The organism is Pantoea sp. FN0305 (genome assembly GCF_050113845.1).
Classification (GTDB): Bacteria; Pseudomonadota; Gammaproteobacteria; order Enterobacterales; family Enterobacteriaceae; genus Mixta; species Mixta alhagi.
Genome location: NZ_JBNJSN010000007.1, coordinates 284,198 through 308,462, shown reverse-complemented (window position 1 = coordinate 308,462; position 24,265 = coordinate 284,198). Strand labels below are relative to the sequence as shown.

General features: G+C 51.9%; 24 protein-coding genes and 1 other annotated feature. Of the genes, 9 read left to right on the top strand and 15 right to left on the bottom strand.

Features of this window, described 5'->3' with window-relative positions; translation table 11 throughout:
- Positions 1-476: 476 nt before the first annotated feature.
- The 3 genes from clpB to rluD all read right to left on the bottom strand — a co-directional run bounded on the left by clpB (position 477) and on the right by rluD (position 4,884).
- Positions 477-3,050, bottom strand: a complete 2,574-nt coding sequence (gene clpB / locus ACQE3Y_RS15745) for an ATP-dependent chaperone ClpB (RefSeq protein ID WP_085070507.1) — start codon at positions 3,048-3,050, stop codon at positions 477-479.
- Between the two features lie 125 nt (positions 3,051-3,175).
- Entirely contained in the window at positions 3,176-3,907 is a 732-nt protein-coding gene (yfiH, locus tag ACQE3Y_RS15740; protein ID WP_426982042.1) for a purine nucleoside phosphorylase YfiH, read from the bottom strand.
- Positions 3,904-4,884: a 23S rRNA pseudouridine(1911/1915/1917) synthase RluD gene (gene rluD, locus ACQE3Y_RS15735; protein ID WP_426973733.1), complete on the bottom strand. Its 981-nt coding sequence runs from the start codon at positions 4,882-4,884 to the stop codon at positions 3,904-3,906. Before rluD ends, yfiH begins: the two co-directional genes overlap by 4 nt.
- Before the next feature lie 132 nt (positions 4,885-5,016).
- On the opposite strand from rluD, the gene bamD reads away from it, so the two are divergent.
- From bamD to ACQE3Y_RS15705, 6 genes are all read left to right on the top strand, one after another.
- Complete coding sequence (gene bamD, locus ACQE3Y_RS15730) at positions 5,017-5,748, top strand: outer membrane protein assembly factor BamD (RefSeq protein WP_426973732.1); 732 nt, start codon at positions 5,017-5,019, stop codon at positions 5,746-5,748.
- A gap of 267 nt (positions 5,749-6,015) precedes the next feature.
- Positions 6,016-6,357, top strand: coding sequence for a ribosome-associated translation inhibitor RaiA (gene raiA / locus ACQE3Y_RS15725; RefSeq protein ID WP_250652762.1), 342 nt, complete (start codon positions 6,016-6,018; stop codon positions 6,355-6,357).
- 121 nt (positions 6,358-6,478) lie between these two features.
- Positions 6,479-6,605 (top strand) — a sequence feature (Phe leader region).
- A complete protein-coding gene (locus ACQE3Y_RS15720) occupies positions 6,483-6,527 on the top strand; it encodes a hypothetical protein (protein ID WP_418304153.1) in 45 nt (14 codons plus the stop codon). It overlaps the preceding feature by 45 nt.
- A 24-nt stretch (positions 6,606-6,629) precedes the next feature.
- Positions 6,630-7,790: a bifunctional chorismate mutase/prephenate dehydratase gene (gene pheA / locus ACQE3Y_RS15715; protein ID WP_426973731.1), complete on the top strand. Its 1,161-nt coding sequence runs from the start codon at positions 6,630-6,632 to the stop codon at positions 7,788-7,790.
- Between the two features lie 108 nt (positions 7,791-7,898).
- Positions 7,899-8,945, top strand: coding sequence for an ABC transporter substrate-binding protein (locus ACQE3Y_RS15710; protein ID WP_426982041.1), 1,047 nt, complete (start codon positions 7,899-7,901; stop codon positions 8,943-8,945).
- Between the two features lie 196 nt (positions 8,946-9,141).
- Positions 9,142-9,906, top strand: coding sequence for an SDR family NAD(P)-dependent oxidoreductase (locus ACQE3Y_RS15705; protein WP_250650717.1), 765 nt, complete (start codon positions 9,142-9,144; stop codon positions 9,904-9,906).
- Between the two features lie 58 nt (positions 9,907-9,964).
- Here the strand turns inward: ACQE3Y_RS15705 and tyrA are convergent, their stop codons facing one another.
- A complete protein-coding gene (tyrA, locus tag ACQE3Y_RS15700) occupies positions 9,965-11,086 on the bottom strand; it encodes a bifunctional chorismate mutase/prephenate dehydrogenase (RefSeq protein ID WP_426982040.1) in 1,122 nt (373 codons plus the stop codon).
- A 6-nt stretch (positions 11,087-11,092) separates the two neighbouring features.
- Positions 11,093-12,172: a 3-deoxy-7-phosphoheptulonate synthase gene (locus ACQE3Y_RS15695; RefSeq protein WP_426982039.1), complete on the bottom strand. Its 1,080-nt coding sequence runs from the start codon at positions 12,170-12,172 to the stop codon at positions 11,093-11,095.
- A gap of 348 nt (positions 12,173-12,520) precedes the next feature.
- Between ACQE3Y_RS15695 and ACQE3Y_RS15690 the strand changes: the two genes are divergently transcribed.
- Positions 12,521-13,069 (top strand): GNAT family N-acetyltransferase, encoded by a 549-nt coding sequence (locus ACQE3Y_RS15690; RefSeq protein ID WP_426973727.1) that lies wholly within the window; start codon positions 12,521-12,523, stop codon positions 13,067-13,069.
- Between the two features lie 96 nt (positions 13,070-13,165).
- Here the strand turns inward: ACQE3Y_RS15690 and ACQE3Y_RS15685 are convergent, their stop codons facing one another.
- From ACQE3Y_RS15685 to ffh, 6 genes are all read right to left on the bottom strand, one after another.
- On the bottom strand, positions 13,166-14,785 hold the full coding sequence (locus ACQE3Y_RS15685) for a hypothetical protein (protein ID WP_426982038.1): 1,620 nt from the start codon (positions 14,783-14,785) through the stop codon (positions 13,166-13,168).
- Between the two features lie 323 nt (positions 14,786-15,108).
- Entirely contained in the window at positions 15,109-15,456 is a 348-nt protein-coding gene (gene rplS, locus ACQE3Y_RS15680) for a 50S ribosomal protein L19 (protein WP_085070477.1), read from the bottom strand.
- 42 nt (positions 15,457-15,498) lie between these two features.
- Positions 15,499-16,263, bottom strand: a complete 765-nt coding sequence (gene trmD / locus ACQE3Y_RS15675) for a tRNA (guanosine(37)-N1)-methyltransferase TrmD (RefSeq protein ID WP_085070476.1) — start codon at positions 16,261-16,263, stop codon at positions 15,499-15,501.
- A 35-nt stretch (positions 16,264-16,298) separates the two neighbouring features.
- Positions 16,299-16,847 carry a ribosome maturation factor RimM gene (gene rimM / locus ACQE3Y_RS15670; protein ID WP_085070474.1) on the bottom strand — a complete coding sequence of 183 codons (549 nt, stop codon included), beginning with the start codon at positions 16,845-16,847 and terminating at the stop codon, positions 16,299-16,301.
- 18 nt (positions 16,848-16,865) lie between these two features.
- Positions 16,866-17,114, bottom strand: a complete 249-nt coding sequence (rpsP, locus tag ACQE3Y_RS15665; RefSeq protein ID WP_033739514.1) for a 30S ribosomal protein S16 — start codon at positions 17,112-17,114, stop codon at positions 16,866-16,868.
- A gap of 145 nt (positions 17,115-17,259) precedes the next feature.
- Positions 17,260-18,621 carry a signal recognition particle protein gene (gene ffh / locus ACQE3Y_RS15660; protein ID WP_085070472.1) on the bottom strand — a complete coding sequence of 454 codons (1,362 nt, stop codon included), beginning with the start codon at positions 18,619-18,621 and terminating at the stop codon, positions 17,260-17,262.
- 164 nt (positions 18,622-18,785) lie between these two features.
- On the opposite strand from ffh, the gene ACQE3Y_RS15655 reads away from it, so the two are divergent.
- Together ACQE3Y_RS15655 and ACQE3Y_RS15650 are read left to right on the top strand one after the other, a co-directional pair.
- Positions 18,786-19,574 carry a cytochrome C assembly family protein gene (locus ACQE3Y_RS15655; protein ID WP_085072295.1) on the top strand — a complete coding sequence of 263 codons (789 nt, stop codon included), beginning with the start codon at positions 18,786-18,788 and terminating at the stop codon, positions 19,572-19,574.
- Positions 19,575-19,593: 19 nt separating this feature from the next.
- Positions 19,594-20,880: an HlyC/CorC family transporter gene (locus ACQE3Y_RS15650; protein WP_426973725.1), complete on the top strand. Its 1,287-nt coding sequence runs from the start codon at positions 19,594-19,596 to the stop codon at positions 20,878-20,880.
- Between the two features lie 51 nt (positions 20,881-20,931).
- Here ACQE3Y_RS15650 and luxS read toward each other — a convergent pair whose 3' ends face one another.
- The 4 genes from luxS to yqaB form a co-directional block, all read right to left on the bottom strand.
- Positions 20,932-21,450 carry an S-ribosylhomocysteine lyase gene (luxS, locus tag ACQE3Y_RS15645; protein ID WP_085070468.1) on the bottom strand — a complete coding sequence of 173 codons (519 nt, stop codon included), beginning with the start codon at positions 21,448-21,450 and terminating at the stop codon, positions 20,932-20,934.
- Between the two features lie 149 nt (positions 21,451-21,599).
- Complete coding sequence (gshA, locus tag ACQE3Y_RS15640; RefSeq protein WP_426973724.1) at positions 21,600-23,204, bottom strand: glutamate--cysteine ligase; 1,605 nt, start codon at positions 23,202-23,204, stop codon at positions 21,600-21,602.
- A 31-nt stretch (positions 23,205-23,235) separates the two neighbouring features.
- Positions 23,236-23,661, bottom strand: a complete 426-nt coding sequence (locus ACQE3Y_RS15635) for a YqaA family protein (RefSeq protein WP_250650724.1) — start codon at positions 23,659-23,661, stop codon at positions 23,236-23,238.
- On the bottom strand, positions 23,658-24,224 hold the full coding sequence (gene yqaB / locus ACQE3Y_RS15630; RefSeq protein WP_426982037.1) for a fructose-1-phosphate/6-phosphogluconate phosphatase: 567 nt from the start codon (positions 24,222-24,224) through the stop codon (positions 23,658-23,660). Before yqaB ends, ACQE3Y_RS15635 begins: the two co-directional genes overlap by 4 nt.
- Between the last annotated feature and the right edge of the window lie 41 nt (positions 24,225-24,265).

Here is a 24,265-nt window from a genome sequence, read left to right as displayed (position 1 = left end):
GCCAGCGTTCAATCTGAGCCATGATCAAACTCTTCAATTTAAAAGTCTGATGCTCAAAGAAAAACGTCGTAATGAATTACGTGTTCACTCTGAGACTTGATACTGCAATAGTTTTTGCGATATCCCGTCCGTGAGTGCCCACACAGATTGTCTGATAAATTGTTAAAGAGCGTTGCGACCGGCACCTGATACCGTTGTCGCGAGGTGGCGTATATTACGCTTTCCTCTTTCAGAGTCAACCTCTTTTTCAGAAGTTTTTCTCCGGCGATTCATCTTACTGAACCGCTCAACACCGCGTGGCGTAAGCCGTTGTGCCGTGTCGATGGAGGCGCATTATAGGGAGTTCTTGAGACCTCGCAAGTGCTAATTTCAAAAATAAATTCAACCGTTCACATTTCGCGCACTATGCCTATAAACCATGCAAAAAAGCACTTCACAGAGACAAAAATGGGCCTTTCGGCCCATTTTTACATGATTTATTGACGTGCTGTAATAATGCCATCCTGCACATCTATATCTATCGCTTTGCCCGGAACCAGTTTTCCAGACAATATTTGTTGCGCCAGCGGGTTTTCTACCTGCTGCTGAATCGCACGTTTTAACGGACGAGCGCCATATACCGGGTCATACCCATTCTGCCCCAGCAGTTTTAATGCCTCTTCAGACATGTTCACCGTAAAGCCGCGCTCTTCCAGACGCTTGTACAGCCGTTGCAGCTGGATCTTAGCAATAGAGGCGATATGTTTTTCACCCAGCGGATGGAACACCACAACCTCATCAATACGGTTAATAAACTCAGGACGGAAATGATGACTCACTACCGACATCACTACATCCTTCATTGCGCTATAGTCCAGCTCACCAAAACGTTCCTGAATCAGATCGGACCCCAGGTTAGAGGTCATAATCACCACGGTATTGCGGAAATCAACGGTACGTCCCTGCCCATCCGTCAGGCGGCCGTCATCTAACACCTGCAACAGAATATTGAAGACGTCAGGATGCGCCTTTTCTACTTCATCCAACAGGATCACAGAATAAGGGCGACGCCGTACGGCCTCGGTAAGATATCCCCCTTCCTCATACCCTACGTAGCCCGGAGGTGCCCCCACCAGCCGCGACACCGAATGTTTCTCCATAAATTCCGACATATCGATACGCACCATCGCGTCGTCGCTGTCGAACAGGAAATTAGCCAGCGCTTTACACAGTTCGGTTTTACCGACCCCGGTCGGCCCCAGGAACAGGAATGAACCAATCGGGCGGTTCGGATCGGATAAACCAGCACGGCTACGGCGTATTGCATTAGAAACCGCTTCTACTGCTTCATTCTGGCCTATGACCCGCTGATGCAGGTCTTGCTCCATGCGCAGCAGTTTTTCACGTTCGCCTTCCATCATCCGCGCAACCGGAATACCGGTCCAACGCGCCAGTACATCTGCAATCTCAACGTCCGTCACCCGGTTACGCAGTAAACGCATGGTTTTGCCTTCAGACTGCGTGGCTGCCGCGAGCTGTTTTTCCAGCTCAGGGATTTTGCCATATTGCAGTTCAGACATACGCCCGAGATCGCCGGAACGACGCGCCTGTTCCAGCGCAATCTTCGCCTGCTCCAGCTCTGCTTTAATGTTCTGGGTGCCTGAGAGCGACGCTTTTTCCGCTTTCCACTCTTCTTCCAGTTCAGCGTATTCGCGCTCTTTCTGATTGAGTTCGTCTTCCAGCATTTCCAGACGCTTGATGCTGGCCTCATCCGACTCTTTCTTCAGCGCCTGTTGCTCCAGTTTCAGTTGGATAACGCGACGCTCCAGACGATCCAGCGCTTCTGGCTTGGAATCGATTTGCAAACGGATACTGGAAGCGGCTTCATCAATCAGGTCGATTGCCTTATCTGGCAACTGGCGATCGGCGATATAACGATGTGACAGCGTGGCAGCCGCGACGATAGCAGGATCGGTGATCTGTACATGATGATGCAGCTCATAACGCTCTTTCAGGCCACGCAAAATAGCGATGGTATCTTCAACGCTCGGCTGCGCCACGAAGACTTTCTGAAAACGACGCTCCAGCGCGGCATCCTTTTCAATATACTGCCGATACTCGTCAAGCGTGGTTGCGCCAACGCAGTGTAGCTCCCCGCGCGCCAGCGCAGGCTTCAGCATGTTGCCCGCATCCATAGCGCCATCCGCTTTCCCGGCGCCGACCATAGTATGCAGCTCATCGATAAACAGAATAACGTTGCCTTCCTGCTTAGAGAGATCGTTCAGCACCCCTTTCAGACGCTCTTCAAACTCTCCGCGATACTTAGCGCCAGCCACCAGCGATCCCATATCCAACGCCAGTACCCGACGGCCTTTCAGCCCCTCCGGCACTTCGCCATTAACGATACGCTGCGCCAGTCCTTCAACAATGGCGGTTTTACCAACGCCTGGTTCACCAATCAACACCGGGTTATTTTTGGTGCGCCGTTGCAGTACCTGGATAGTACGGCGAATCTCTTCATCACGGCCAATCACCGGATCAAGTTTGCCCTGTTCCGCACGCTCGGTGAGATCGATAGTGTATTTTTTCAATGCCTGGCGCTGGTCTTCGGCTCCCTGATCGTTCACGCCTTCTCCCCCACGCATTTGTTCAATGGCTTTTGTTAGCTTGTCGCTTGTCGCCCCTGCGGATTTCATTAAATCCGCCAGCGAACCGCGCGAATCAAGCGCAGCCAGAACAAATAATTCTGATGAAATAAAGTTGTCGCCGCGCTTCTGCGCCAGCTTGTCGCACAGGTTAAGTACCCGCACCAGATCGGCGGAAGGCTGGACGTCGCCGTCAGTACCTTCTACCTGTGGCAGACGGCTGATAGCCTGCTCAACACCGTTACGTAATCCACCTACATCCACCCCTGCGGTCGCCAGTAAAGGACGCACAGTGCCGCCTTCCTGATTGAGCAAAGCGCTCATCAAGTGAAGAGGTTCAATGAATTGGTTATCGCGCCCAAGGGCGAGGGATTGAGCATCGGCGAGCGCAAGCTGGAATTTATTAGTAAGACGATCCAGACGCATGATTCCTCCCAATACAGGTCAAAATGCTACTGGAGATGAAATGAGGCCTGACCTCAGATTTTCAAGGTCTTTGATCTGTATTACGGTGAAAAAAAGCGCACCCTGGATCGTCTTGTGGCGTAAGGTTATATCAGCCAGATCAAACTTGCCATACGTCCGGTAGTACCGCTGCGTCGCCAGGAGAAAAAATGAGCAGAATCATGCCAGGTGCAGCGTCCACCCCCGCTAACAGAAGCCACGCCCTGAGCTGCCAGACGCTGACGCGCCAGCTGCCACAGATCGGCATAAAATTTATCGCCAGCAGCACGAAAAGCGCCAGCTGCCGCCGGATCATGGGCCATAAAGGCGGCTCTGACCTCAGGGCCGACTTCAAAGGCTTCTGGCCCTATTGCCGGGCCCATCCAGACGTGAATCTCTTCAGGCGGAGCGGAAAACTGACGAAGCGTATTTTCCAGGACCCCAGCGCAGAGTCCACGCCAGCCCGCATGGGCTGCCGCGACTTCTTTACCATCAAAAGAACAAAAGAGAACCGGCAGGCAGTCGGCTGTCATCACCGCGCAAACCCTTCCGGCCTGATTGCTCCAGACTGCATCAGCGCGACGCGTGGCTGGCGGCCTTCCATCAAGGCGAACAACCTCGGTGCCATGAACCTGCTCCAGCCACCAGGGCATCGCGGGTAAATCGGCCATATCAACCAGGCGTTGCCGGTTAGCCTGCACTGCTGCGGGCTGGTCGCCGACGTGATCGCCCAGGTTAAGCGAATCCCACGGTGCCGCGCTAACGCCACCGGCACGCGTGGTGCTGCAGGCGCGTACCGTTGCTGGTGCTGGCCAGTCAGGAACAATCAGATCGTTCATAGCCAGTCCAGCTGATCCTTAAATGCGTCCGTATCGGCTTTCAGCGCATCAATCAGATCGACCATATCCTGTGGTAGTGGCGCATGCCATTCCATCTCAATACCGGTTACCGGATGATAAAGGCGCAGCATGGTGGCATGTAGCGCCTGACGATCAAAACCGCGTAACGTTGCGATAAACGCATCTGAAGCGCCTTTCGGCGGACGCGGACGACCGCCATACAGCGGATCGCCCACCAGCGGATGGTTAATGTGCGACATATGCACACGAATCTGGTGAGTACGGCCGGTTTCCAGACGCAGACGCAGACGCGTATGGGCCCGGAAATGCTCCATAACCCGATAGTGCGTTACCGCATGTTTTCCCATCGGATGAACGGCCATATGGGTACGCTTGGTTGAATGACGACTAATAGGTTCATCAACAACGCCGCCGGCAGTCATATTGCCGATGGCAACTGCCTCATATTCACGAGTAATTTCACGCAGCTGCAGCGATTCAACCAGGTGCGTTTGCGCCGGGACGGTTTTCGCCACGACCATCAGGCCAGTGGTATCTTTATCAAGACGGTGGACGATGCCCGCACGCGGTACGTCAACAATGGCCGGATAGTGGTGCAGCAGCGCATTCAGGACGGTACCGTCCGGATTTCCTGCGCCCGGATGCACTACCAGATCGCGCGGCTTGTTAATAACCAGAATATGTTCATCTTCATAGACGATATCCAGGGGAATATTTTGCGCTTCCCAGCGTGCTTCTTCTTCAATTTCCGCCTCGATTGCCACGGCTTCGCCGCCCAATACTTTTTCCTTGGGCGTATCAACGATGTTACCGTTGACGCTCACACGACGATCGAGAATCCACTCTTTTATGCGCGAACGCGAATAATCAGGGAACAATTCCGCCAAAGACTGATCTAAGCGTTGTCCGAGTTGCGATTCGGAGACCGTTGCGGTGAGTTTTACTTGTTGTGCCATAAACAGCTTCTTCGTTAACGTTGGGTTTTCACGGCGATGCCGTTTAATATAATGTGCTATCGTACCTGGTCACTATCGGGAGCTTAATGGACAGCTTCCGCAATAACACACTCTGAGGATAATCAAATCGTCATGACGCGTATGAAATATCTGGTGGCTGCAGCCACGTTGAGCCTGGCTCTTGCGGGTTGTTCAAGCTCTAAGGATCAAGTGCCTGACAGTCCGCCTTCTGAGCTTTATGCAACGGCTCAGCAAAAACTGCAGGACGGTAACTTTAAAGGCGCAATAACGCAACTGGAAGCACTGGATAACCGTTATCCATTTGGCCCTTACGCCCAACAAGTTCAGCTGGATCTGATCTACGCCTACTATAAAAACGCTGACCTGCCGATGGCCCAGGCTGCTATCGATCGCTTTATGCGCCTGAACCCGACACATCCGAACATCGATTATGTTCTGTATATGAAGGGCCTGACGGATATGGCGTTAGACGATTCCGCTCTGCAAGGCTTCTTTGGTATCGATCGCTCCGATCGCGATCCTGAACATGCGCGCACGGCCTTCCGTGACTTTTCTCAGCTGTTGCGTAGCTGGCCGAACAGCCAGTATGCCACCGATGCGCGCCAGCGCTTAGTCTATCTGAAAAATCGCCTGGCAAAATATGAGCTTTCCGTGGCGCAATTCTACACGAAACGCGAAGCCTATGTCGCGGTAGTCAATCGCGTAGAGCAAATGCTGAAAAATTATCCAGATACTCAGGCGACGCGCACCGCGCTGCCGCTAATGGAAAATGCCTATCGCAAGCTGCAACTGAATGCGCAGGCAGACAAAGTCGCAAAGCTTATCGCTGCAAACCAGGCCTGATTAAGCCGCACAGCAAAAAAGCAGCCTGCAGGCTGCTTTTTTGTTTACAAAAACAGCAGGTTTTTCTTTATTCCCTGCTGTTAACTCTCTGAGTTTGCCCTGTGACAAAGGGTTCTACAAGGGGTTTCAGCACATTTACCGTACCCCCTCACAGATTTCATTTCCTTGACAAAAAGTGACAGCTTAATGTGATTTTCGTCACAAAAATCCCTTCTCTTCCCGGTATGCTAAACTTACTACGACGGCAATGACAGAGAGGTAAACATGATGATTGTGAACATTACCAGTAAACAAATGGAAATCACCCCGGCTATCCGCCAGCATGTCGAAGACCGTCTCTCCAAGCTTGAAAAGTGGCAGACTCATTTAATCAATCCGCATATCGTTCTTTCAAAAGCGCCAAAGGAATATGTTGCTGATGCAACAATCAACACGCCTAATGGCCCGCTGGTCGCCAGCGCAACCCATGAAGATATGTATGCCGCTATCAATGAGCTCATCAGTAAACTGGAACGCCAGCTAAACAAAGTTCAGCATAAAGGCGAAGCGCGTCGTGCCGCTGCCAGTGTGAAAGGCTTAACGCCGGTTGATGTTGATGATGAAGTATAAATTCTGATGCGCCCCTGTTTATCCGGGCGCAATTAACGGTACAACGCGCCTGCGGGCGCGTTTTTTATTGACAGTAGCAAAAGGCTACGGTTACTTTAACATCATCCACAACAGCAGGTTATATGATGAAATTTTCGTTTTTCTTCGCTTTCTTTTTTACCTTCCCCTGATTTGGGAGGCGTTTCGTCGCAGAAAAAAGAAAGCGAAGACGAACAATAAAGCCTCCCACACCGGGAGGCTTTTTTTATTATGGACATCTGACAGGTAAAGCTATGAAACCGGAAAATCCGCTATTGGCCTTGCGCAATAAAATCAGCGCCATTGATGAAAATTTGCTGGGTTTGCTCGCTGAAAGACGAACGCTGGCAATTGAAGTCGCTAAAGCTAAGATGGCTACGCATCGTCCGGTACGCGATATCGATCGTGAGCGCGATCTGCTGGAGCGCTTAATTACGCTTGGCAAAAGCCATCAACTGGATGCCCATTTTATTACGCGCCTGTTTCAGCTGATTATCGAAGATTCCGTTCTTACCCAGCAGGCGCTGCTGCAAAAGCATCTCAACCAAACCAATCAACAATCAGCGCGTATTGCTTTCCTTGGTCCTAAAGGCTCTTACTCTCATCTGGCGGCGCGTAAATATGGCGCACGCCATTTTGAAAATGTAATTGAGAGCGGCTGTCAAAAATTCCAGGATATTATTCAGGAAGTAGAAAGCGGTCAGGCGGATTACGCCGTGTTGCCGATTGAGAACACCAGCTCTGGCTCAATCAATGAAGTTTACGACCTCCTGCAGCAAACCAGCCTGTCGATTGTCGGTGAGATGACGGTGCCTATCGATCACTGTGTTCTGGTAACCGGCTCGACCGATCTACAGCAGATCGAAACGGTTTACAGTCATCCTCAGCCCTTCCAGCAGTGCAGCCAGTTTATAAACCGTTTCCCGCACTGGAAAATTGAATATACCGAAAGCACTGCGGCAGCGATGGAGAAAGTCGCTGCGCTCAACTCACCAAAAGTTGCCGCATTAGGCAGCGAGGCGGGCGGTGAGCTTTATCATTTGCAGGTACTGGAACGTCATCTGGCGAATCAACAGCAGAATATTACCCGCTTTATTGTCCTGGCGCGTAAGCCTGTTGATGTTTCTGAACAGGTGCCAGCGAAAACCACCCTGATTATGGCCACCGGCCAGCAATCCGGCGCGCTGGTTGAGGCGCTCCTGGTGCTGCGTCAGCACAACCTTATCATGAGCAAACTGGAGTCGCGTCCTATCAACGGCAATCCGTGGGAAGAGATGTTCTATCTGGATGTACAGGGCAACCTACGTACAAATGAGATGCAGCAGGCGCTGCAGGAGCTGCGTGCCATTACCCGTTCGTTAAAGGTATTAGGCTGCTATCCCGGCGAGAATATTGTGCCGGTCGATCCGCAATAAAGCATGCTGCCAACCTGACGGGGTTGGCAGCACGGGTTATTTGCGCCGCATCATTTTTCAGCCCACCCAACGCTGTATAATAAAGTATATAGCGAAGCAATGAGGCTTATGATGCTTAAAATTATCTCCCTGCTTTTCTGCCTTGTCCTGCCTTCTTTATACGCGCATGCCGATCGAGAAATTACCGATCAGCTCGGCCGTAAGGTTATCATTCCCGATCGCGTTGATCGCATTGTGGTATTACAGCATCAAACCCTTAATCTGCTGGTACAGCTGGGCGCAACAGATAAGATTGTCGGCGTGCTGAATAACTGGCGAGAACAGCTGGGCGCTGACTATGAGCGTCTGGCACCATCGCTGGCAACCGTGCCTGCGCCTGGCGATTTGACGCATGTTGATCCCGAAGCGCTGGTCGCGCTCCATCCGCAGGTGGTGTTTGTCGCCAACTATGCACCACGTAGCATGATTGAACGTCTTCAACACCTCGGCATTCCTACGATCGCTATTTCCCTACGCAGCGGGAAAGCGGAACAGCTGGCCAAGCTAAACCCGACGCTGGAAGATGAAAATAAGGCCTATGATGAGGGGCTTAAAGCAGGCATCCGCCTGATTGGCACGGTGGTTAAACGCTCGCAGCAGGCCGAAGAGTTGATAACCGCCGCTTTCAGCCAGCGCGAGCTTATTCAGGCGCGTCTGCGCGATATTCCTGACAGCCAGCGCGTGCGGGTTTATATCGCTAATCCTGAGCTAACCACCTATGGCTCCGGTAAATATACCGGTTTGATGATGGCGCATGCCGGCGCGGTGAATGTCGCCGCAGCGACAGTGCTCGGTTATAAACAGGTCTCCATGGAACAGGTGGTAGCCTGGAACCCGCAAGTGATCCTGATACAGAATCGTTATCCGCAAGTGGTTAATGAGATCAAAACGCAGCCGGTCTGGCAGGTAATAGATGCAGTACAACACCAGCGCGTCTGGCTGATGCCAGAATATGCTAAGGCCTGGGGCTATCCCATGCCTGAAGCAATGGGGCTGGGCGAACTCTGGCTGGCTAAAAAGCTGTATCCGGCAAAATTCCAGGATATTGACATGCAGCAGCAGGCCGATCGCTGGTATATGCGCTTTTATCATACCCACTATCGTGGCGGTAACTAACGAGCCACGACGCGCCGGCGAGGTTAGCACCACGTTAGCTTCATGGCATTAACAATTTCTAAAGATTAATAAACCTTTAAAAACATAAGCTTATATGCATTTTAGCCTTTTATTGCTGCCGCGTGTCGCTGTTATGCCAGGCTTAACAGGCTGCTAATCATCGGGATTAGCGAGTTGTCAGTAACAAGGAGGCAAAATGGATCGCTTCAGTAACAAAGTCGTTGTGGTTACCGGTGCAGGCTCAGGTATTGGTGCGGCAAGCGCCAAACGCTTTGCGCAAGAAGGCGCAAGTGTGGTGCTGACAGGACGTACCCGGGAAAAACTCAATAATACCTTTGCCACGCTTAAAGCGGGCGATCATCTGGTTGTTGTTGCCGACGTGTCGAAACGGGAAGATGTAGAGGCCCTGGCAGAACAGGTACGCGAGCATTACGGTCATGCGGATGTATTGATCAATAATGCCGGTGTGAATGCATCAGGAAAAATTCATCAAGCCAGCGATGAAGACTGGAAAAAGGTCATGTCTACCGACCTTGATGGCGTTTTCTACTGTACTCGCGCTTTCATGCCAATGCTGCTGGAAAGCGGCGGCAACGTGATCAACATCTCTTCCGTGTCCGGACTGGGCGGCGACTGGGGTATGAGTATCTATAATGCTGCGAAAGGGGCTATTACTAACTTCACGCGCGCTCTGGCGATGGATTACGGTAAAGATGGCGTGCGGGTCAATGCCATCTGCCCGGGCCTGACCATCACGGATATGACCGAAGAGATGCAGAACAATGCCCAGCTGATGGCGAAGTTTAACGAGCGTATTGCGCTTGGTCGTCCGGGTGCAGCAGAAGATATCGCTGCCGCCATCGCCTTCCTGGCCAGTGACGATGCCCGCTATATCACCGGCGTTAATTTGCCGGTTGACGGCGGTATAACCGCCTCTAACGGACAGCCACCGCAGGCGTAACAAAAAAGCCCGTTGTCAGAACGGGCTTTAATTTTACGTGGATTACACCTTCCGCAGGCTACACCCGATTATCATTAGCCGAACGCAGCAGCGAACGGCTTTCCAGCATAAAGCGCGGTGCATAATCGCCAAACCACTGTTCGACTTTACGGAAGCTATCAATAAAGCCCTGTTTATCGCTCCGTTCCAGTAACGCAATGGCTTCACCGAAACGCTGATAGTAACGCTTAATCAACGCCAGATTACTTTCTGAAGACATAATGATATCGGCATAAAGCTGCGGATCCTGTGCAAACAGCCGCCCCACCATTGCCAGCTCCAGCCGGTAAATTGGCGACGAAAGTGCCAGTAACTGCTCAAGCTGAACATTTTCCTCAGCAAGATGTAAGCCGTAAGCAAAGGTAGCAAAGTGACGCAGCGCCTGTATAAAGGCCATGTTCTGATCGTGCTCAGCGGCGCTGATGCGATGTAGCCGCGCGCCCCACACCTGGATTTGCTCCAGAAACCACTGATAAGCCTCTGGCTGACGACCATCACACCACACCACAACCTGCTTCGCCAGGCTGCCGCTGTCGGGGCCAAACATGGGATGCAGCCCTAATACCGGCCCCGAATGCGCCGCCAGCATCGCCTGTAATGGCCGATTTTTTACCGAGGCGATATCCACCAATATGCAATCGTCCGGTAACGGAGGCAGCCGGGCGATCACCTGTTCTGTCAGATGGATGGGCACGCTAACGATAACCATCCCCGCATCCTGCAATAACGACGGCGCCTGTTCCCACTCCTCTTTATCGAGGATTTTGACCTGATAGCCGGAGAGCGTTAGCATCTTCTCAAACAGCTGCCCCATACGTCCTTTACCGCCGACGATAATTACCGGACGCAGTTCAGGACAGAGCGTCTTGAAGCCTTTATCATTTTCGCTGGAATAGGATTCCCGCATGACGCGACGCAATATATCTTCAATCAAGTCCGGCGGCACACCGAGCGCCTCCGCCTCTTTACGACGCGAAGCCAGCATGCTTGCTTCACGCTCAGGCACATAGATCGGCAAGCCATAGCGGCTTTTTACTTCCCCGACTTCGGCCACCAGCTGCAGCCGTTTAGCCAGTAAATCGAGCAATGCCTTATCTACCTCATCAATCTGATCACGCAGCGCGTTGAGTTCAGCCACCATCTCTTTTTAACTCTCCTGTGACAAACGCGCCGCCAGTACGCCGCTGAGCTCCCGATGAATACGTTGTAACAGCTGCGCGGTAGTTTCCCAGCTCATACAGGCATCGGTAACCGATACACCATAACGCATCTCACTGCGAGGCTGCTCAGAGGACTGGCTGCCTTCATGAATATGGCTTTCCAGCATCAGGCCGATAATGGAACGGTTGCCGTCCCTGATTTGCGCAACGGCGGATTCAGCAACGCCAGGCTGGCGGCGATAGTCTTTATTTGAATTGCCGTGACTGCAATCTATCATCAGCGCCGGACGTAATCCCGCTTTCAACATCTCGTTTTCGCACTGCTCAACATCCGCCGGGCTATAGTTTGGGGTTTTGCCGCCACGTAAAATAACGTGCCCGTCCGGGTTGCCCTGTGTCTGAAGCAGGCAAACCTGACCGGCCTGATTGATGCCAACGAAACGGTGCGGCATGGCTGCGGCGCGCATGGCGTTAATAGCAGTGCCCAGGCTACCGTCCGTGCCGTTCTTAAAGCCAACCGGCATTGACAGCCCGGAAGCCATTTCACGATGCGTTTGTGATTCTGTGGTACGCGCACCGATAGCTGACCAGCTAAAAAGATCGCCCAGGTATTGAGGGCTGTTGGGATCCAGCGCTTCAGTGGCCAGCGGTAATCCCATTTCAACCAGATTCACCAGCAGCTGCCGGGCAATATGTAAGCCCGCTTCCACGTCAAAAGAGTTATCCATACAGGGATCGTTGATTAATCCTTTCCAGCCAACGGTAGTGCGAGGTTTTTCAAAATAGACGCGCATGACGATATAGAGCTGATCCTTCAACTGCTCAGAAAGATCTTTTAACTGACGAGCATAAGCGAGCGCTGCTTCCGGATCGTGGACAGAACAGGGGCCGCATACCACTAACAGACGATGATCCCGGCCGGCAATAATGTCAGAGATGGTCTGACGTGCCACAGCAACCTGAGCCTCTAGCTCGGCGTTCAGCGGAAACTTTTGTTTCAGCTGTTCCGGGGTGATCAAAATCTGTTCTTCTGTGATATGGACATTATTCAGCGCGTCTTTTTGCATGTTGGCGATCCTCTTTCTGGCCTTTTCGTCATTGCGGTGAGCAAATAATGTAACACAGGAAATACAGACCATCACCGATGTGTATATCTTTTTTTACTAGAATAATCCACGCGCCAAATTTATAAATATAAACATATGAATAATATGATTTTATACATGAAAGCCAACGACAAACCTCAAACCCATCATGTAAAATAAAGTTTACATATCAGTTGTTCATGTTCTTTAAGAAATGTTAAGCCGCTCCAGGCTATTAGCGAGAAATTAAGCAACAATACTTTTTTTAACAAGCCCTTATAACGCTCTCTTTTCCGCTGGCTATTGAGTAAATGCTTCTACGGAGACTACATGGAAATTTATTTACGGCCGATGCTGGCCACGGATGCCGCTGACTACGCAGCGGCAATTAATGAGTCGCTCTCTTCGCTAAAACCATGGATGTCCTGGGCGCATGAGAATTATCAGCCTGATGAAGCTATTGAATGGTTCCGCCTGATCGATCGTCAACGGGAACAAGGCGAAGCAAATGAAATGGGAATTTTTGCCGTCAGCGATCATCGTTTTCTGGGCGCTGCCGGAATTCGCTATGGGCAAACGCCTGGTGAACACTGCGCTATAGGCTATTGGGTACGTCAGAAAGAACAACGCAAAGGCATCGCCCGTCAGGCTGTGATGCAGCTGGCCAGAGAGGGTTTTCGTCGCCCTGAAATTAACGTCATTGAAATTTTAGCCGCTGAAGCCAACGCGCCCAGCAGGGCGGTGGCGATTAGCTGTGGCGCACAGTTAATCGCTCTGCGTTATGGGCTGATCGTGTTGGACAGCGGGCCTGTTACCGCCGCGATCTATCATTTGCGGCGCGAAGATTTCATCACGGGTCATCCTGCGGTTACGTTATAGGTCATCCCTGACCGGACGCGCGCCATTTCTTATCTGCCGCTATCCTGTTTAACTTTTAACTGGCAGAGCAAGCGTTTAAAGCTGCCCGCCTGCTCATCACGTATTTTTTAACGGCCATTCACCTGACGCTGCGGCAATTTTTTGCTGTGCCTGAAGCGCGCTTAACTCCTCAGGAGAACTTGCTCTGCTAATGGCTGACTGAAAGCTTTCCTGACTGCTGGCACTTTTTGGACGGGCGACAAAAGCGCTATCAAGGCTTTGCTGGGATGCGTTATCGGCTCGTGAAGAGGAAGCGGTCGCCTGATTACCTGACTGGGTTAGCGGGCGCAAAGGAATATCCACTGTCTGATCGGCTGGCGCGTTATCATTGTCGGTAGCCGCTGTTCCGCCCTGCCCTGACGCGCTTGCCGTTAGCGGATTACCGGTTGCCGCGTTTTCAGCGGCGTTATCCTTGCGTCGGCTATTATTGATATCCAGCGCGGGATGCTTATCAAAGAAGCTGTCTATCGCCTGCTCATTGGTGTCGACGGGCTTACCGGCGATGGTTCCCGCGACGCCCTGACCGGCATAAGCAGCGGCAGCACCAAAAAGGTTAACCAACTGCTCGACTGCCTGCTGCACGTTAATATTGCCCGTCTCTTTCTCCATTGCATGACGGGTCATATTGCGCAGACTATTCACGCCCGCCAGACCAGCGCCAAGCGCCATCGTTTCGGCAACCATATTGCCTGACAAAATATTCATGCCGCCTTTGGTGAGTTGGCGTGGAGAAACCAAACCCTGCGCAGCGTCCGCTAACCGTTTTGCGCCGCCCTTTACAACCTGATCCATAACCTGAGTGTCATCAAGCTGCCTGAAGCGCTCTTTCCAGTCGGTGCGTCCCAGCAGAAACTCAGGACCATGCAGATTATTTGCTTTGTTCTGTACGTACCCGCTAAGAGCGCCCGCCGCCACGGTCAGCGGCGTACTGGTTGCTGTATTAGCTGCATAGATCTGTTTCTCTGACAGCCCGGCTACGCTGGCTGCTACCGTGCCGGTAATCACATTGCGCGCGTTATAACCGGTTCCGCCCAATAGTGCCTGTTTCATATTGTGGCCCAATCCTTCGCGATGTTTGACCGTTTCCTGCATTGCCGGCTCCAGTTTATCCATATTGGCATCCATCCATTTCGCATCATGCTGCGCATTGGCCGATACCTTGTCCCAGAATGATTTCAGTACCATGGCCGTGCCTCCGCCGATGGCACCGTTAACCGCCTCAGCGGTCAGCGTGCCTGGGGGAAAACCAAAGTAGTTGTTCGCTACTTTTGCCAGTGCTTCTGCCGGAAAAGAGGAGGTTGCAAAGGCAACCGCGCCCAGCGCGCCCAGAGCTGCATCGGTAGCAGCATCAAGCTTCTTGCCTTTCGTCAGTACGCTGCGGGCGCTGTCCGGGTTATAACCCATTTCGTGCAGTTCGGTGGCGCGCGAATCAATCAGCGCTTCCATTCCTTCACCGGCGGTGAAAAATTCCTTCATCAGGTTTTTCAATTCGGTGATGTTCTTCTGGCGTTGTGCATCAACGCCTCCTGCTGCCGTTACAGTGCCTGCATGCCCGGCAGCGCTGGCCCCGTGGCTACGCACGCCCTGTGTCTGGCTGCTGCCTGCAGCATCGGTCTGGTTATTGATTGGACGGGAAAAATTTTGCACCGCCGGTTGACGCTGAATGCCGTTAGTCATGTTCGATAGACTCCAGAGTTAAATCAACAAGGATTCGGTTGCGATAAGGTCATCGCCACGCCGATTGCTGAAGGTTGTTAGTTCAAACTCGTGTTTAATCTGGTGAAAAGAACATCAGTACAACTAATACACGATTCCCTTTGTGTAGACTGCGGGCATAAGAGGTTCCGCCGTTTATGACATTTTTTATACAACTGTCGGCTGGCGCAATGAATTAGCGAAGCTGGCTAAAGAGCCACACTTTTTTGCGCATAAAAAAAGGGGCTAGCTTGATGCTAACCCCTTTATTGCTATTAACTTTAAGATGTCGCTTACGCGAGCTCTTAGTTAAGGCGCTCTTTGATACGAGCTGCTTTACCAGTACGCTCACGCAGGTAGTACAGTTTCGCTTTACGCACGGCACCACGACGTTTCACGGTGATGCTGTCAATGACCGGTGAGTGAGTCTGGAATACACGCTCAACACCTTCGCCATTGGAAATTTTGCGAACAGTGAATGCAGAGTGCAGACCGCGGTTACGAATAGCGATAACCACGCCCTCGAATGCCTGCAGACGCTTTTTAGAACCTTCAACGACCCATACTTTCACTTCCACGGAATCACCCGGACGGAAAGAAGGTACGTCCTGCTTCATCTGCTCTTGTTCGATTTGCTTGATAATGTTGCTCATAATTAAATCTCTTATCCTGGGTAAACTGATCTTATCGGAAGGCTAGCCTTCCGCATCATAGTTTTGTTGCGCGCTGAATTCCTGCTGGAACTCGCTAAGCAACTTTGCTTGCTCTTCAGTCAGAGCCAGGTTTTCCAGAAGTTCAGGTCTTCTAAGCCAGGTACGGCCAAGCGACTGTTTCAGGCGCCAACGGCGAATTTCAGCATGGTTGCCCGACAGTAATACTGGCGGAACCTCCAGCCCTTCCAACACTTCAGGGCGGGTATAATGCGGACAGTCCAGCAAACCTTCAGAAAACGAATCTTCTTCGGCTGACGCCTGTTTGCCCAGCACACCAGGTATAAACCGGGCAACTGAATCAATCAACGTCATCGCTGGCAACTCTCCACCGCTGAGTACGTAATCCCCAATCGACCATTCTTCATCGATTTCAGTCTGGATCACGCGCTCATCGATCCCTTCGTAGCGTCCGCAAACCAGAATTAACTTCTGCTGCGTTGCCAGTTCGCAAACTCCATCTTGATCGAGCTTGCGCCCCTGAGGTGACAGATAAATCACCTTAGCGCCCTCTCCCGCCGCCGCTTTCGCTGCGTGGATGGCATCCCGTAAGGGTTGTACCATCATCAACATCCCCGGACCGCCGCCATAAGGACGATCGTCCACGGTGCGATGCCGGTCATGCGTGAAGTCACGCGGACTCCAGCTTTGGACGCTGAGCAGGCCATTTTTTACTGCCCGGCCAGTTACCCCGTAGTCGGTAATAGCGCGAAACATCTCTGGAAACAGGCTAATTACACCAATCCACATAGAGCACGCCGTTGGATTACCGTTTTGTTCGGAGGTCAAAAACCAGGATCCCAATCTACTTCAATGGTGCCGGTAGTGAGATCGACTTTCTTGATAACCTGTTCATCAAGAAACGGAATTAACCGCTCTTTCACACCGAACGCATCTTTCAGGTTTGCCTGCACGACCAGTACGTCGTTTGAGCCGGTTTCCATCAAATCAATGACTTTTCCCATTTCATAGCCGTCAACGGTAACTACTTTGCAACCCATGAGGTCTTTCCAGTAGTAATCACCCTCTTCCAGCTTCGGCAACTGCGTGGAGTCGACTAAAATTTCACAGTTAGTCAACTGAGCCGCCGCATCACGATCATCAATGCCTTTGACTTTGATGATGATGTCCTGATTGTGGTGCTTCCAGCTTTCCAGCTCAATCTGCTGCCATTTACCGGCGCGTTGAATGAACCAGGGCTGGTAGTCAAAGATGCTGTCGGCATCTTCGGTGGAAGAAAACACTTTGAGCCAACCCCGAATGCCGTAGGCCGCTCCCATTTTTCCCAACGTAACGGGATTAACGGGAGGCTGTGTGGCGAGTTGTTTGCTCATGCTAACCACCGTGACAGATTAAGCTGCTTTTTTAGCTTCTTTGATCAGCGCGTTAACGCGATCGGACAGCGTAGCGCCCTGGCCAACCCAGTGCTCAATACGGTCCAGGTCCAGACGCAGTGCTTCAGCCTGACCAGATGCGATCGGGTTGAAGAAGCCTACACGCTCAATGAAACGACCATTGCGTGCGTTGCGGCTGTCAGTAACGACAACCTGATAGAACGGACGCTTTTTCGCGCCGTGACGTGCCAAACGAATTGTTACCATAACATCCTCTTCAGTTAATAAAACAACCGGGCCCCATCGAGGAACGGGGCCCGGGTGTCGTATAAAAAGCCCGAAAATTTTACTCATTTTGGCGCAAAAAGCAATCTAAAGTGAGCAAGCTGTCGGGACTTTACATTGGAACGGCTTAACGCCCCGGAAAGCCCGGTGGCATCATGCCCTTCATTCCGCGCAGCATTTTTGACATGCCGCCCTTTTTCATCTTTTTCATCATGCGCTGCATATCGTCGAATTGCTTGAGCATACGGTTGACATCCTGCACCTGCATACCGGAACCTGCGGCGATACGACGCTTGCGTGACCCCTTGATAATCTCAGGTTTTTCACGCTCTTTGCGCGTCATGGAGTTGATCATCGCCTCCATGCGCACCAGTACTTTGTCATCCATCTGCGACTTAACGTTATCCGGCAGTTGCCCCATTCCGGGAAGTTTTCCCATCAGGCTGGCCATACCGCCCATATTGCGCATCTGTTTTAGCTGTTCCAGAAAGTCATTCAGGTCAAAGCCGTCGCCTTTCTTCAGCTTGTTCGCCAGTTTTTCTGCCTGGGCACGATCGACTTTGCTTTCAATATCTTCGATAAGCGACAGTACGTCGCCCATGCCGAGGATACGTGACGCCAGACGATCGGGATAAAACGGCTCCAGCGCTTCGGTCTTTTCACCGACGCCCATAAACTTAATCGGCTTGCCGGTGATATGACGAATAGAGAGCGCCGCACCGCCGCGAGCATCACCGTCGACCTTGGTCAAAATAACGCCGGTTAACGGCAGCGCTTCGTTAAACGCCTTCGCCGTGTTTGCCGCATCCTGACCGGTCATGGCATCGACCACAAACAGCGTCTCCACCGGATTAATCGCGGCGTGTACCTGTTTGATCTCATCCATCATAGCTTCATCTACGTGCAGACGGCCGGCGGTATCCACCAGCAGCACATCGTAGAATTTAAGCTTTGCTTCTTTTAGCGCGTTGTTAACGATATCAACCGGCTTCTGGCTCAGGTCAGACGGGCAAAAATCCACGCCTACCTGCTGTGCCAGCGTTTCCAGCTGCTTGATCGCCGCCGGACGATAGACGTCGGCAGAAACAACCAGCACTTTTTTCTTGTGCTTTTCACGCAGGAACTTACCGAGCTTACCAACGCTGGTGGTTTTACCCGCACCCTGCAGGCCGGCCATCAGCACCACGGCTGGCGGCTGCGCGGCGAGGTTAAGGGCATGGTTTTCCGATCCCATCGCCTCAACCAGCTCATTACGCACAATTTTGATAAACTCCTGACCCGGCGTCAGGCTTTTATTCACTTCGTGCCCAACCGCGCGCTCTTTTACGCGGTTAATAAATTCACGCACTACCGGCAGCGCAACGTCCGCCTCCAGCAGCGCCATGCGCACTTCACGCAGGGTTTCTTTGACGTTTTCTTCGGTCAGCCTTCCGCGGCCGCTGATATTGCGCAGGGTTTGCGACAATCGATCGGTTAAATTATCAAACATTGTCTCTCGCTCAAGATAAAACAGAGCCGCCTGGGCGACACAATGTGGTGGATTATAACACGAAGCATTGGCGATCTCTGCAATCCACAATGAGAACGTTTGGAGCAAACTCCGGCTGGCGCTATACTGCGTTTTTCTTCATCTTTCCGATATTTGACCATTCTATGTCTGCTTTCGCGATTCTGGCGCTCTTTGCCTACTCATTTAGCCTTGCTCTGATCATTCCCAGCCTGCTGCGGAATAACGGCGCCTGGCGACGCATGGCCGTTCTGTCGGCAACGCTGGCGTTGGCGGCGCATGCGGTGGCGCTTCAGCAGCGCATCTTCGTTAATGGCGCTCAAAACCTTAGCCTGCTGAACATTGGTTCGCTGGTAAGTTTACTGATCTGCATCATCATGACCATTGTCGCTTCGCGTAATCGTGGCTGGCTGCTGCTGCCGATTGTTTATAGCTTTGCGCTTATCAATCTCGCCTTTGCGACCTTCGTGCCGAATGCGTTTATTACGCATCTGGAAACCACACCTGGCATGATGATCCATATCGGGCTGGCGCTTTTTGCCTATGCCACGCTGATTATCGCCGCACTCTACGCGCTGCAGCTGGCCTGGATCGATTACCAGCTGAAAAATAAGCGCTTAGCCTTCAGTAACGATGTACCGCCGCTGATGACCATCGAGCGCAAAATGTTTCATATCACGCAGGTTGGCGTCGTATTGCTGACGCTGGTACTCTGTACTGGCCTGTTTTATATGGATAATCTCTTTTCCCCCGAAAACGTGGATAAAGCCGTGCTGTCGATTCTGGCCTGGTTTGTTTATATCGTTTTGCTCTGGGGACACTATCATGAAGGCTGGCGTGGACGCCGCGTCGTCTGGTTTAACTGTGGTGGTGCGCTGTTGTTGACCATGTCTTACTTCGGCAGCCGCGTACTACAGCATCTGCTCACTCACTGATTGATAAAAGGATTTCGCGTTGGAACACGTTTCAACCACCACACTGATTATTACGCTGGTCGTGATGATTCTGGTCTCGGCTTACTTTTCCGGTTCCGAGACCGGCATAATGACCCTTAACCGCTACCGGCTGCGCCATAAAGCGAAAAACGGCAACCGCAGCGCACGTCGCGTGGAGAAATTACTGCGACGACCAGACCGTTTGATAAGCCTGGTGCTGATCGGCAACAACCTGGTCAACATCCTCGCCTCAGCGCTCGCCACTATCGTTGGGATGCGCCTGTATGGTAACGCAGGCGTCGCCATTGCCACCGGCATACTGACTTTTGCGGTATTGATTTTCGCGGAAGTTCTGCCAAAAACCATTGCCGCGCTTTATCCGGAAAAAGTTGCCTATCCCAGCAGCCTGCTGCTTGGCCCGCTGCAAATTATCATGATGCCGCTGGTATGGCTGCTAAATACCATTACCCGCCTGCTGATGCGTATGATTGGCATCAAATCGGACGGTTCAATCAGTTCAGCGTTGAATAAAGATGAGCTGCGCACCATTGTGTATGAATCCCGCTCGCTTATGTCGCGCCGTCACCAGGAGATGCTGCTGTCGGTGCTGGATCTGGAAAAGGTGAGCGTGGATGACATCATGGTGCCGCGGAATGAAATCGTCGGCATCAATATCAACGATGAGTGGAAATCCATTGAACGCCAGGTTTCCCACTCTCCTCATGGACGCATCGTATTATATCGTGACTCGCTGGACGACGCCGTGGCTATGCTGCGCGTACGCGAAGCGTGGCGCATGATGACCGAGAAAAAAGAGTTCACCAAAGAGAACCTGCTGCGCGCTGCTGATGAAATTTACTACGTGCCGGAAGGCACGCCGCTTAACGTGCAGCTGGTTAAATTTCAGCGCAACAAGAAGAAAGTTGGGCTGGTGGTGGACGAGTATGGCGATATCAAGGGACTGGTTACCATCGAAGATATTCTGGAAGAGATTGTAGGTGATTTTACAACCTCTATGTCTCCTTCACTGGCTGAAGAAGTGATGCCGCAAAGCGATGGTTCGGTGTTGATTGAAGGCACGGCTAACGTGCGGGAAATCAATAAAGCATTTAACTGGCACTTACCTCAGGAAGAGGCGCGTACGGTTAACGGCATGCTGCTGGAAGAGCTGGAAGAGATCCCGCAGGCAGGCACGCGCATCCAGATAAATAACTATGATATCGATATTCTTGATGTGCAGGACAATATGGTGAAGCAGATAAGGGTAACGCCTCAACAGCCGCTGCAATCCAGTATTGGCTCCTGATTCGCCGCCAATAAAAGGGCCGCAAATGCGGCCCTTTTTTATGCTTTACGCTTAGTGAATTTCCAGCTCTTTCAGCTTATCCTGCGGCAGCGCCAGTTCATCATTGTGGTTAACGCGTACGTCATGCTCAATGATGTGACGGGCAATATCTTTGGCCTCATCCAGCGAGTGCATCTGATAGGTCCCGCACTGATATTCGTTCAGTTCCGGGATCTGATTCTGGTCATTGACCTTCAGCACATCATTCATCGCCGCTTTCCATGAATCAGCTACGCGCTGCTCGGAAGGCGTACCGATCAGGCTCATATAAAAGCCGGTGCGGCATCCCATCGGAGAGATATCAATAATTTCTACGCCGTCGCCATTCAGGTGGTTACGCATAAAGCCTGCGAACAGATGCTCAAGCGTGTGGATACCGCGTTCCGGCATAACTTCTTTATTGGGTACGCAGAAACGCAGATCAAATACCGTGATGGTATCGCCATGAGGCGTATTCATGGTTTTGGCGACGCGTACTGCCGGCGCGGCCATACGGGTATGATCAACGGTAAAACTGTCCAGTAATGGCATATCGTTACCTCAGCTAAAAATTTTTTTGTGAACGATGAAACTTTTCTGTTCGCCGTGCGTCTGAATAAGTGAAAGACGCGCATTTGTTATCATCATCCCTGACAACAGAGATGTTAGTTTGGCCACAGTGATTGTGGCCATTTTCTTTTCTATCCTTTCTTGCTCGCCAAAAACTCAGCGAAACTCAGGGTATCTGCCGCTTCCAGCTCCTGCTGCGCATGACGTGAGCGTATCGCTTCCTGAGTGAAGTCTTCCCCGGTTAATACCTGCAACGGCTCTTCCGTCAGCATCTGACGATACTGCTCGGCCAGCGCCAGCCCGGTTCCGCTGATGCCGTTATCCAGCATCGTCTGTAAGATGCGCGCAGAATAGGTTAACTCAGGATCGTCAAAAGAGGCGACCAGGCGATCGCACACCTGCTGGTAATCTGGCGATCCCGACTGGCTATCGAGAACTTCCGCTACGCGTTTCAGGTCGGCAAACAGCGCTTTGCCCACCATCGTTAACGGCTGGCGGGTATCTTCACAGCCTATGCCGATGGTCTGACCCGGCTTACGACCTTCAAGGATAACGCGATTCCAGTTTTGCCGCGTGCATTGCAGTTCAGCGCTGCTCATTTCCGGCGCGTCTGCCAGCGTACACCAGATCAGAAACAGATCCAGGAAGCGCACCTGCGTTTCATCCACACCAACCGGTGAGAAAGGGTTAATATCCAGCGAACGCACTTCAATATATTCAATGCCGCCGCGCGCCAGCGCATCAGACGGCGCCTCGCCAGAACGCGTAACGCGTTTGGGACGAATAGGCGCATAGAGTTCGTTTTCTATCTGCAGCACGTTGGTATTAAGCTGTAACCAGCGCCCTTCTTCATCTTTTACGCCCATACGCGCATATTCTTCAGAAGGGGTTTTAATCGCCTTTTTCAACGCCTCGACATAGCCGTTCAGGGTATTAAACGTAATGCCCAGATTGCTCTGCGATTTATTGGTATACCCCAAATCGCTTAAGCGCAGCGAGGTAGCATAGGGTAGCCAGAGCATACCGCGCTCGTTGCGCTCAAACGGCAGGCTGCTCTCTTTCCCCTGCAGGAAAGTAGAACAAACCGCAGGCGAAGCGCCAAACAGATAGGGAATAACCCAGCCAAAGCGATAATAGTTACGGATCAAGCGTAAATAGCCGGCAGAGATGACATCTTTGCCGCTTTCCATATCTTTAACGCCAGCCCACGCCTGCCAGAAAGAGAGCGGTAGCGAGAAGTTGTAATGCACGCCGGAAATAGTCTGCATCAGCGCGCCGTAGCGGTTTTTCAGACCTTCGCGATAGAGCGTTTTCATACGTCCAATGTTCGAGCTGCCATATTGTGCCAGCTGGATAGCATCGCTGTTTTCAATCACGCAGGGCATACTGAAAGGCCACATACGCTCTTCACCTAACTCGCGGGCGACATGACGATGTATATCGCGTAAAAACGCCAGCAGATGATCGATATCGCGATCGACGGGTGTAATAAACTCAAGCAGTGATTCAGCAAAATCAGTGGTAATCCATTTATGGGTCAACGCTGCGCCAAGATCCGCCGGATGACCGGTGGTCGCGAGTTTACCGTCTGGCCTGACACGCAGCGTTTCACGCTCAATGCCACGACCAATACCTTTCAGGGCGTCAGGATGTGCTTCCAGCCAGGAAAGCGCCTGTGATACGTCCGGGATCAAAGTGACCTCCCGCTCAGAGAATAATTTATTTTTGTTTAGCATAATGTTTACCGTAGCCCCGATCCTGAAGGAATCAATGCCACCACGCCATGCCCTGTAAAGTTGCGGTCGCGACCACTACGTAACGCAGAGTCTTGCCAATAGCCAAAAACAGCACTACCGGGAGCCATGAGAAACGCAACCAGCCAGCCAGTACACACAGCAGATCGCCAATCAGCGGTAACCAACTGAATAACAGTGCTGCAGGACCAAGCCGACGCAACCACGCCATTGCTGTGTTATGCCATCGCCCCTGCTTTGGCGGCAGTAAGCGACCAATAACAACGTTTGTTAATCCGCCGAGCGTGTTCCCCACGGCTGCGACACAAATCAGACCTAATGCCGGCAAATTCCCTGCCAGTAGTAACGTAACCAGCAGCACCTCAGAGCTACCCGGTAGCAGCGTGGCGCTCAAAAAACTGCTGGCAAATAACGAACCGTAACTCAGAATGTCATTCACAATAAGCGAACATCTACCGCAGCCATACCAGCGGCTTGCGCTGCCTGCAGGCCAAAGTCGGCATCTTCAAACACCACGCATTTTTCAGCATCCACGCCCATTAACGCAGCGCAGCGCAAAAAAGTGTCGGGTTCAGGTTTATGGCGCGTTACATCATCAGCACCAACGATAACGTCAAAATAATGACGCAGATGCAGATGCTGCAACAAAGCATCGGCCATTGCATGTTCACTGCCGGTCCCCACCGCCATAGGCTTGCGCCCGTGATAAGCTTTCACCACCTCGATAAGCGGTAAAGTACGAACGCTGTCAAAAAGCATGGTTTTCACGGCGGCTGTTTTTTCAGCAGCCAGCTGGAAAGGATCCAGATCGGCCTGATGGCTGGCAATGATAAATTCCGCCACACGCCATGTTGGTGAGCCATTCAGCCCAATCATCGCCTGTTCATCAAACGACAAACCATAACGCGTCAGCACTCGATCCCAGGCCTGACGATGAGTCGTCTCGGTATCGAGGAGTGTACCGTCCATATCAAAAATCAGACCATCATAGCGATCGTACATATCCTCTCCCGGCTGTGAATAAATGCCCCTTTACTTTAACG

Coding starts and splice junctions, on each gene's coding strand:
- clpB (WP_085070507.1), bottom strand. CDS start 3,050: ATGCGTCTGGATCGTCTTACTAATAAATTCCAGCTTGCGCTCGCCGAT.
- bamD (WP_426973732.1), top strand. CDS start 5,017: ATGACGCGTATGAAATATCTGGTGGCTGCAGCCACGTTGAGCCTGGCT.
- trmD (WP_085070476.1), bottom strand. CDS start 16,263: ATGTGGATTGGTGTAATTAGCCTGTTTCCAGAGATGTTTCGCGCTATT.
- rimM (WP_085070474.1), bottom strand. CDS start 16,847: ATGAGCAAACAACTCGCCACACAGCCTCCCGTTAATCCCGTTACGTTG.
- pheA (WP_426973731.1), top strand. CDS start 6,630: ATGAAACCGGAAAATCCGCTATTGGCCTTGCGCAATAAAATCAGCGCC.
- rpsP (WP_033739514.1), bottom strand. CDS start 17,114: ATGGTAACAATTCGTTTGGCACGTCACGGCGCGAAAAAGCGTCCGTTC.
- ffh (WP_085070472.1), bottom strand. CDS start 18,621: ATGTTTGATAATTTAACCGATCGATTGTCGCAAACCCTGCGCAATATC.
- ACQE3Y_RS15685 (WP_426982038.1), bottom strand. CDS start 14,785: ATGACTAACGGCATTCAGCGTCAACCGGCGGTGCAAAATTTTTCCCGT.
- raiA (WP_250652762.1), top strand. CDS start 6,016: ATGATTGTGAACATTACCAGTAAACAAATGGAAATCACCCCGGCTATC.
- ACQE3Y_RS15655 (WP_085072295.1), top strand. CDS start 18,786: ATGTCTGCTTTCGCGATTCTGGCGCTCTTTGCCTACTCATTTAGCCTT.
- gshA (WP_426973724.1), bottom strand. CDS start 23,204: ATGCTAAACAAAAATAAATTATTCTCTGAGCGGGAGGTCACTTTGATC.
- yqaB (WP_426982037.1), bottom strand. CDS start 24,224: ATGTACGATCGCTATGATGGTCTGATTTTTGATATGGACGGTACACTC.
- ACQE3Y_RS15705 (WP_250650717.1), top strand. CDS start 9,142: ATGGATCGCTTCAGTAACAAAGTCGTTGTGGTTACCGGTGCAGGCTCA.
- yfiH (WP_426982042.1), bottom strand. CDS start 3,907: ATGAACGATCTGATTGTTCCTGACTGGCCAGCACCAGCAACGGTACGC.
- rplS (WP_085070477.1), bottom strand. CDS start 15,456: ATGAGCAACATTATCAAGCAAATCGAACAAGAGCAGATGAAGCAGGAC.
- ACQE3Y_RS15710 (WP_426982041.1), top strand. CDS start 7,899: ATGATGCTTAAAATTATCTCCCTGCTTTTCTGCCTTGTCCTGCCTTCT.
- luxS (WP_085070468.1), bottom strand. CDS start 21,450: ATGCCATTACTGGACAGTTTTACCGTTGATCATACCCGTATGGCCGCG.
- tyrA (WP_426982040.1), bottom strand. CDS start 11,086: ATGGTGGCTGAACTCAACGCGCTGCGTGATCAGATTGATGAGGTAGAT.
- ACQE3Y_RS15695 (WP_426982039.1), bottom strand. CDS start 12,172: ATGCAAAAAGACGCGCTGAATAATGTCCATATCACAGAAGAACAGATT.
- ACQE3Y_RS15690 (WP_426973727.1), top strand. CDS start 12,521: ATGGAAATTTATTTACGGCCGATGCTGGCCACGGATGCCGCTGACTAC.
- rluD (WP_426973733.1), bottom strand. CDS start 4,884: ATGGCACAACAAGTAAAACTCACCGCAACGGTCTCCGAATCGCAACTC.